The organism is Congzhengia sp., assembly GCF_037235575.1.
GTDB lineage: Bacteria > Bacillota > Clostridia > UBA1381 > UBA9506 > Congzhengia > Congzhengia minquanensis.
The window spans coordinates 1-8,167 of sequence record NZ_JAXUNN010000001.1 but is presented as its reverse complement, the minus strand read 5'-3'; the positions used below and the strand labels follow the sequence as shown (position 1 = coordinate 8,167).

The window sequence follows — 8,167 nt, the reverse complement described above, 5'->3', positions numbered from 1 at the left end:
TCCTCCGCCGTTTTCTTTCATTCTTTTTGCAGCGCATTCTGCAATACAATAATCCCAAGCAATATTTGTGTTAAGAACTTTCATAAAATCAGTCAGAGGATTATTGAATATTTCTATGTTAAGTCCTTGATCAGCTGCATTAAGAACAAGCGTTTCCACAAATAATCCTTTGCGATCAAGATCTGAAAACAAATGATAAACAGCAGCTTCGTCTACTGTCTGTGCATCAATAAGAGAATTTATCTGATACCCGATTATTTTAACATTTGGAAATTTTTTCTGATACTCTTTTTCTTTCATTTGAACTGTTTCAGCATTTCTTCCTGTAAAAACAATATTCCAGCCTTCGCCGGCGAACTTTTCAACGATTGCAACGCCGGTATTAATACAAGCGCCCGTTACAAGAACTGTCTTCATTTTCATTTCCCCTTTCAGCAGTTAAAAGTAACACTCTGATTTCGGTGGTCTGATGTCTGTTAATGCCCCGGTATAATGTCTTAACGTATGAGGTTTATAAGGGTGCTTTAAACATTCTTCTTCATTTATTTCTATGCCCAGTCCCGGCTTGTCGGGAATGGCAATATAACCATTTTTATATTCCAGGCTTTCATTTGTAACATCTTTACGCCATTCTACATCGGAATACATAATTTCTAATATGCTGAAGTTCGGGCAGCATGCTGCGAGCTGAAGCGTAGCTGCATTTGCAACAGGGCCTGACGGGTTATGAGGTGCAAAGGGAATATATCTGCATTCTGCCGCTGCTGCAATCTTTTTAAGCTCCATAATGCCGCCTGCGTGTGAAATATCGGGCTGAATATAGTCTGCTGCCATTTTGTCGAACATATGCTTATAATCCCAACGGGTATAAAGCCGTTCGCCTGCAGCAATTGCCACAGGAGATTTATCTTTGACCGCTTTGAGGGCGTCAAGATTATCGGGGGGAACAGGCTCTTCAAAGAACATTGGCTGAAACTGTTCTAGCTCTTTTGCAATTTTAATGCCTGTAGGGATATTAAATCTTCCGTGTCCCTCAATCAGTAAGTCTACATCATTCCCAACCGCTTCCCTGACTGCCCCGATACATTCAATCGCAATATTTAAATCCTGGTTGGATATATCAAGATAGCTTTTGCCGAACGGGTCCCATTTCATTGCAGTAACTCCTTTTTGAACAGCAATTTTTGCTTTTTCGCCAAATTCTTTTGGAGTTTTTGCTCCTGCAAACCATCCGTTTACATATATTCTGACTTTTTCATTTATTTTCCCACCCAATAGCTGATAAACAGGAACGTTAAGATATTTGCCAAGAATATCCCAGAGAGCCATTTCAACAGCAGACAAAGCCGACATTAAAACAGGACCGCCGCGCCAATAAGCATCGCGGTAAATATTGTGCCAGTGCTTTTCAATATCCAGCGGGTTTTGGCCTGCCAAATATTCTTTTATGTGTTCAACTGCACCCAAAAGAGCCTTTTCTTTATACTCAAGTGTTGCTTCCCCGATGCCGTCAATACCTTCATCGGTATATACCTTAACAAAAACCCAATTTGTTCGAAAACAATCAACAGTAAAACATTTTATATCTGTTATTTTCATGTTATTACCTCTTTTCAAAATATAGATTGACAAAATATTTATTGTGTGTTTTAATTATTATATCAATAAAAATTGTTATATTATATCATGTTTTAATACAATTTTTTAGATATTTAACACAAAGGATTGTGGTGATATGATTTATAAACGAGAATATTATAAAAGCACCAATTATTTTAGCTGCGATATTACGCCAAAACGAGTGACACAATATTATGAATTAGAGATATATGATTATGGGACAGGGTGTGCTTCTATTGACAATATTCTTTATCCCCATAATCAGAATATGGTTATTTTTTCAAAACCATTTCAGGAGAGATTTACTATTGGCTCTTTTAATTGCTATGCAATTCATTTTACTTGTGAAGATAACGAAATTTGTCAAATATTAAGCAATATTCCCGATTGCATCATTATAGATCCCTTAATAAAAAAACAGCTGTTAAACCTCTACGAATTAACAACTATAGAAAATAATTTAGAAACAATTGTTTCCATAGGAAGAATTCTTAACATAATTAAAAATTCTAATTATCACATTCATAACGAAATAACGCATAATTCCAAAATAGCTATGACTGTTAAAGAATACATAGATAATCATTATCAAAGTCCGATTCACATTTCTGACTTTGAAAAAATGGTTCATTTAAGCGTTAATTACATAAGAAAATTATTTTTAGATTGTTATGGTGTTACGATTCATAAATATATTACAGAATTACGATTAAGTCATGTGAAAAAGCTTTTATTATCCACGGACCTGCCCATAATTGACATTGCCTATAAATCAGGCTTCAGCAGTCAAAGTCATATGAATTATATGTTTAAGTCTGTTTTTGGTATCAGTCCGTTAAAATATAAAAAAATGCAGATTGGTACTCAATAACTGATTGAAGCAACCCCAAATGTTGTATAAGTTCATAGAACATACAATCGCGTAGATTGACAGAAAACACAGGTGAAGTTTGCTAAAAGCTTGACAGTTGTGCATATAAAAGAAAATGGTGTAACTTCGTTTTACAGTTACACCATTTTCTGTAAATTGTACTTTTTTTACCCGGTTTTCTTTTATTAAACGTTTAGATGCTTTCTGACGGAGATAAAACTGCCCACGCCGCCAAGCACTGCGCCCAGCCCGAAGGAAGAGCCCAAAATCAGTGTTAAAAGCTCATTAAGTGGTTTTAAGGTGAAGAACATAATGTTGTTTTGCACCACGTCCACTAAGAAATTATAGCCCAACAGCACCAGAGCCACCGCCGCGCAGGAGCCGATAATTCCAATGATAATGCCCTCAATGATGAAAGGCCAGCGGATAAACCAATCGGTTGCGCCCACAAATTTCATAATGTTAATTTCTTTGCGCCGGGTGTAAACCGTGAGCTTAATGGTGTTTGAAATGATGAACACCGAAACAACAGCCAGGGCAATGATAATCCAAAAGCTGAATGTTCGTATGTAATTTGCAATTTTCACCAAGTTGCCAATGGCGTCTTCATTTTGAATGACCTTTTCCACACCGTCAATCTGTTCCAACTTTTCCACAGTTTCCGAAGTACGCGTCAGGTCGCTTAACGTAATCCGGTACCAGTTTCTTAAAGGGTTGTCGTCTTTATACCGGTCTAAAAGGGCTGCATTTTCACCAAACTGTTCTTTTAAGTCCTCTAACCGGTCGGAGTTGCGGTCTAAGGTGGCGTCGGCCACGTTTTCTACCTTTAAAATTTGTTTTCCAATGGCAGAAATACCCTCTTCAGTGGTTTTTTCGTCCATAACGACAATAATTTCATAGCTGCCCTCTAAGTCGCCCACAATACTGTTCAGGTTAATGGACAAAATTAAAAACACGCCCAGAACCAAAAGACTGGCCATAACGGTGAAAATTGAGGCAATGGTCATCCAGCCGTTGGAAAAAATATTTTTAAACGCTTCTGTTAAAAAGTATCGAAATCCTCTAATCCTCATTGCCGTAACCACCTCTTGTTTCATCGCGTGCAATTTTTCCGTCTTCAATTGCAATCACGCGCTTTTTCATTCTGTCAACAATTTCTTTCGCGTGGGTTGCCATAATAACGGTTGTTCCGCGCTTGTTAATATCGTCTAACAGTTCCATAATTTCCATTGCCGCCTTGGGGTTTAGGTTACCCGTAGGCTCGTCCGCAATTAAAAACGCCGGATTGTTCACCAGCGCCCGGGCCAGAGCAACCCTTTGCTGCTCGCCGCCCGAAAGCTCGTCCGGATATGATTTAGCCTTGTGGGAAAGTCCCACCAGGCTCAGCACGTTGGGCACTTGTTTTCTAATTTCTTTTCTGCTGGCGCCGATAATGTCCATGGCAAAGGCCACGTTTTCAAACACAGTCTTTTTGGGCAGCAGACGGAAATCCTGAAACACTACGCCCATAGACCGGCGCAGGTAAGGAATTTCGCGGCGCTTGAGCAGAGCCACATCGTCGTTATTTATAATTACCTGGCCGGAGGTCGCCACCTCCTCGTGCATTAACAGTTTAATCAGAGTCGATTTTCCCGAACCGCTGGGTCCCACGATAAAGACGAATTCGCCCCGTTCAATGAAAAAGCTGATGTCGTCTAAGGCCGTTGAGCCGTTGGGGTAAACCTTGGATACGTTGCTTAATAAAATCAATGGAACATCCAAGCCTTTCTGCCCACAAAGAATACATTTAAGCGCGCCTTATATGTGGGCATATAAGGCGCGGAAAATTTATTTTTTAAAATTTCGATGGGTTCGAGGTTAAGTATTTGCTGACAAGCACCGCAACCTTAAATACCACCGCGTCGTCAAATTTTCTTAAGTCCAGTCCCGTTAACCGCTCGATTTTGTCAAGACGGTAAACCAAGGTGTTCCTGTGCACAAACAGCTGACGGGAGGTTTCGCTGACGTTTAAGTTGTTTTCAAAGAATTTGTCAATGGTCTGAAGGGTTTCGTCGTCTAACACCTCTAAACCGTCCTTTTTAAAGATTTCGTCTAGAAACAGCTCGCAGAGCTTGCTGGGAAGCTGGTAAATCAGACGGCCGATTCCAAGCTCGTCGTAGCTTAAAATATATTTTTCCCCTTCAAACACCCGGCCGATTTCAATTGCCAGGCGCGCTTCAGAATAGGAGCGGGCAATTTCGTTAATGGAGTCCACCGGCGTGCCGATGCCCACAAACACTTTCAGCATCAGCTCAGAGTTAATCATTTCCACAATGCTTTTTGCAGTTTTCTCCGCAAAATCGGAGGCATAGCCCGGGGAGAGCGCTTTAATTAAAACAATGTTTTTGTTGTCGATGTTAATAATGAAATCCTGTTCCGGGAACATGTTCTGCATAAGCTGAACAACGCCGGTTTCGTTGCCGGGTATTTGAACGATAAACACAAGACGGGAAACGTCTGCGTCAATTTGCAGTTCACCGGAACGCAGGTAAATATCGCCGGGCAGCACGTTGCCCTGCAGCACACTTTTTAAATAACTGATTTTATCATATCTGTCAGCGCAGTGAATTTGCAAATTGGAAATGCTGATAGCAAGCAGCGCACACAGCTTTTGTTCTTCCGGATCCGTCCCTTTCACATAAACGACAAACTCCATTATATTCCTGGTGCCGATTGCGACACAGGAATAGCCGTTTGAGATAAACGGGCGGCCGTTGCCCTGAACAGAGGATATCATGGAAAATGCTTCATCGTCGCCTACGGGTTCGCCCACATAGGAAACAAGAACGGAGGTGCTGTTGACAACGCCCATGGACTTATGCGTCACTCCGCGCATTTGGTCTAAAACAGGCTGGAAAACTTCGCTCAACATATTAAATCGCTCCTTTAATAGATTTCATTAACACTTTTTCTCTTATATCATACTAAATTTTTAATAAATTTGCAATAATTTTTTACGAATTTAACCGAAATTTAATTTTTTTTGCCATATTTTTTATCAAAAACACAGATTTTTCATTTGTACCTGTAAAAAAATAAAATTACTATTGCATATTTATTCAAATTATTGTATAATTATAAAAGTGATCAAATTGATTTGGAGGAACACGCCATGACAACCAGTGACATTGCGAATTTAGATAAACAAAATTATATGAACACCTTTGGGGAACGGATTCCGGTTTCGTTCTCAAAAGGAGAGGGAATTCATTTATACAGCGACAGCGGAGAAGTTTATAAAGACTTCCTCGCGGGAATCGCGGTAAACGCGGTGGGGCACAGCCACCCAGCCTTTATAAAGGCCATTTGTGAGCAGGCACAAAATTTGCTTCATGTTTCTAACTATTATTATATGAAGCAGCAGGCGCTTTTAGCAGAAAAAATAGTGTCCTTGAGCGCAGCGGACAAGGTGTTTTTTGCGAATTCCGGCGCCGAGGCAAACGAAGGTGCAATTAAGCTTGCCAAAATTTATCACTATAAAAAAGGCAATTCACAAAAATATGAAATTATTACATTAAAAAATTCGTTTCATGGACGGACGCTGGCAACCGTGGCCGCCACAGGGCAGGAAAAGTTCAGCGCACCATATCACCCCTTGACGCCGGGGTTTTTATATGTTCCGGCAAACGACTTAAAAGCGTTTAAAGCCGCCGTAAGCGACAATACCTGCGCGGTAATGCTGGAATTGATTCAGGGGGAAAGCGGTGTGCACCCGCTGGATTTGGATTATGTTAAATCTGTATATGAAATTTGCAAAGAAAAGGATATTCTTTTTATTTGCGACGAAGTGCAGACAGGTATGGGCAGAACCGGCAAACTGTTTGCCTATGAGCATTATGGCATAGAACCAGACATTTTCACCTTGGCAAAAGCCCTGGGCGGCGGTGTTCCCATTGGCGCGGTATGCGCGAAAGAGTTTGCAGCCAGCGCTTTTGCCCCCGGCGACCACGGCTCCACCTTCGGCGGAAATCCGTTGGCTTGCGCGGCGGCACTTTCCGTGTTTGGCATTTTTGAAAAAGAAAATTTGGTTGAAAACAGCCGCATTGTAGGCGAATATTTTATGGAGCAATTAAAGGCCCTTGCAGAAAATGTGCCCTGCATTAAAGAAATCAGGGGCAAAGGATTGATGATTGGCGTAGAATTTACCGGGCCAATTGCGGGGGACATGAAGCACCGGCTGTTTGAAAAGCATTACTTAACTGGCGCAACGGCAACCACCTTAAGAATTTTACCGCCGTTGATTGTGACAAAAAATGATGTAGATCAGTTTATGAAGATATTTAAAGAAATTTTATAATGGGAGATGACAGCAATGAAACATTTATTGACGCTGCACGATTGGAGCACAGAAGAAATTTTAGACACGCTGAATTTGGCGGACAAATTGAAATATGAACAAAAGCACGGAATTGAGCACCATTTGCTGAAAGGCAAAACACTGGGCATGATTTTTTCAAAATCCTCTACCCGCACAAGAGTTTCGTTTGAGGTGGGAATGTATCAGCTTGGCGGTTCTGCACTGTTTTTAAGTGCAAACGACATTCAGCTTGGCCGGGGCGAGTCGGTTTACGACACAGCAAACGTGCTTTCGCGGTTTTTAGACGGCATTATGATTCGTACCTTTAAGCAGTCTGACGTGGAGGATTTGGCAAGGTTCGGCTCTATACCTGTGATTAACGGACTAACCGACCTGGTGCACCCCTGCCAGATTTTGGCCGATTTTCAGACGATACGCGAGCACAAAGAGGGTCAGCTAAAGGGCCTAAAGCTTGCCTACATCGGTGATGGCAACAACATGGCGCACTCGCTGCTTTACGGCGGCGCAAAGGTGGGCATGGATATTGCGGTCGCAACGCCGCCTGAATATATGTGTGATGAACAGGTGGTGAAAAACGCCCTGGAAGACGCAAAGGCCACCGGTGCGAAACTAACTTTAACGTGCGACCCGCAAGAAGCGATAAAAGGCGCAGACGTGGTTTATGCCGACACCTGGGTCAGCATGGGCCAGGAGGAAGAAAAAGAAGAAAAAATTAAAGTATTTTCAAACTATCAAATTAACAAAGAGCTGTTTTCCCAAGCGGACAAACACGCTATATTCCTGCACTGCCTTCCTGCTTACCGCGGCTATGAGGTAACGGAAGACGTGATTGACGGACCGCAGTCGGTGGTGTTTGACGAAGCGGAAAACCGCCTGCACGCACAGAAAGCCGTTATGGTGCGGCTTTTAGGAAAGCAATAAGTGATGCAAAGGAGAACGCAAAATGTTTGAGGTTCGGCGGGCAACGCTTGAAGACGTTGACAGCATTGTTAAAATTACGCAGGAAGCATTTGAAAAATATATTAAGCTTGCAGACATAAAAGACACTCCCGCGCTGCACGAAACGCGGGAGCAGGTGATAAAAGACATCGACACCAAAATTGTTTATGTGGCCTATATTAACAACCAGGTGGTGGGGAGCATGCGGATTGAGCTGATAGACAAAGAAACCGCATATCTCTCCCGCTTCGGCGTGAACACAGAGTTTCAGAATTTGGGGATAGGAAAATCCATGATGAACTCGTTGGACATGGAGCTTGCAGAGCTAAAGGTAAAGCGCGTTATGCTGCACACCGCGTCGAAAGCCACGTCGCTGGTGC

At 41.9% G+C, this 8,167-nt stretch carries 9 protein-coding genes; 4 read left to right on the top strand and 5 right to left on the bottom strand.

Features of this window, described 5'->3' with window-relative positions; genetic code table 11:
- Both WIG73_RS00045 and dgoD read right to left on the bottom strand, forming a co-directional pair.
- A partial coding sequence (locus WIG73_RS00045) for an SDR family NAD(P)-dependent oxidoreductase (RefSeq protein WP_337398736.1) occupies positions 1–417 on the bottom strand: 417 nt, incomplete at its 3' end.
- A 21-nt stretch (positions 418–438) separates the two neighbouring features.
- Positions 439–1,599 carry a galactonate dehydratase gene (gene dgoD / locus WIG73_RS00040; RefSeq protein ID WP_337398735.1) on the bottom strand — a complete coding sequence of 387 codons (1,161 nt, stop codon included), beginning with the start codon at positions 1,597–1,599 and terminating at the stop codon, positions 439–441.
- 136 nt (positions 1,600–1,735) lie between these two features.
- Here dgoD and WIG73_RS00035 point away from each other — a divergent pair, with 136 nt between their 5' ends.
- Positions 1,736–2,491 carry an AraC family transcriptional regulator gene (locus WIG73_RS00035; protein ID WP_337398734.1) on the top strand — a complete coding sequence of 252 codons (756 nt, stop codon included), beginning with the start codon at positions 1,736–1,738 and terminating at the stop codon, positions 2,489–2,491.
- Positions 2,492–2,676: 185 nt separating this feature from the next.
- On the opposite strand, the gene ftsX is transcribed toward WIG73_RS00035, so the two are convergent.
- The 3 genes from ftsX to WIG73_RS00020 form a co-directional block, all read right to left on the bottom strand.
- Positions 2,677–3,564, bottom strand: coding sequence for a permease-like cell division protein FtsX (ftsX, locus tag WIG73_RS00030; protein WP_337398733.1), 888 nt, complete (start codon positions 3,562–3,564; stop codon positions 2,677–2,679).
- On the bottom strand, positions 3,554–4,240 hold the full coding sequence (gene ftsE, locus WIG73_RS00025; RefSeq protein WP_337398732.1) for a cell division ATP-binding protein FtsE: 687 nt from the start codon (positions 4,238–4,240) through the stop codon (positions 3,554–3,556). Before ftsE ends, ftsX begins: the two co-directional genes overlap by 11 nt.
- Before the next feature lie 85 nt (positions 4,241–4,325).
- Positions 4,326–5,402 (bottom strand): helix-turn-helix domain-containing protein, encoded by a 1,077-nt coding sequence (locus tag WIG73_RS00020; protein ID WP_337398731.1) that lies wholly within the window; start codon positions 5,400–5,402, stop codon positions 4,326–4,328.
- Positions 5,403–5,642: 240 nt separating this feature from the next.
- On the opposite strand from WIG73_RS00020, the gene WIG73_RS00015 reads away from it, so the two are divergent.
- From WIG73_RS00015 to WIG73_RS00005, 3 genes are all read left to right on the top strand, one after another.
- Positions 5,643–6,827 carry an aspartate aminotransferase family protein gene (locus WIG73_RS00015; RefSeq protein WP_337398730.1) on the top strand — a complete coding sequence of 395 codons (1,185 nt, stop codon included), beginning with the start codon at positions 5,643–5,645 and terminating at the stop codon, positions 6,825–6,827.
- A 15-nt stretch (positions 6,828–6,842) separates the two neighbouring features.
- Entirely contained in the window at positions 6,843–7,769 is a 927-nt protein-coding gene (gene argF, locus WIG73_RS00010; protein WP_177678057.1) for an ornithine carbamoyltransferase, read from the top strand.
- Positions 7,770–7,791: 22 nt separating this feature from the next.
- The coding region (locus WIG73_RS00005; protein ID WP_337398729.1) for a GNAT family N-acetyltransferase at positions 7,792–8,167 on the top strand (376 nt) is incomplete at its 3' end.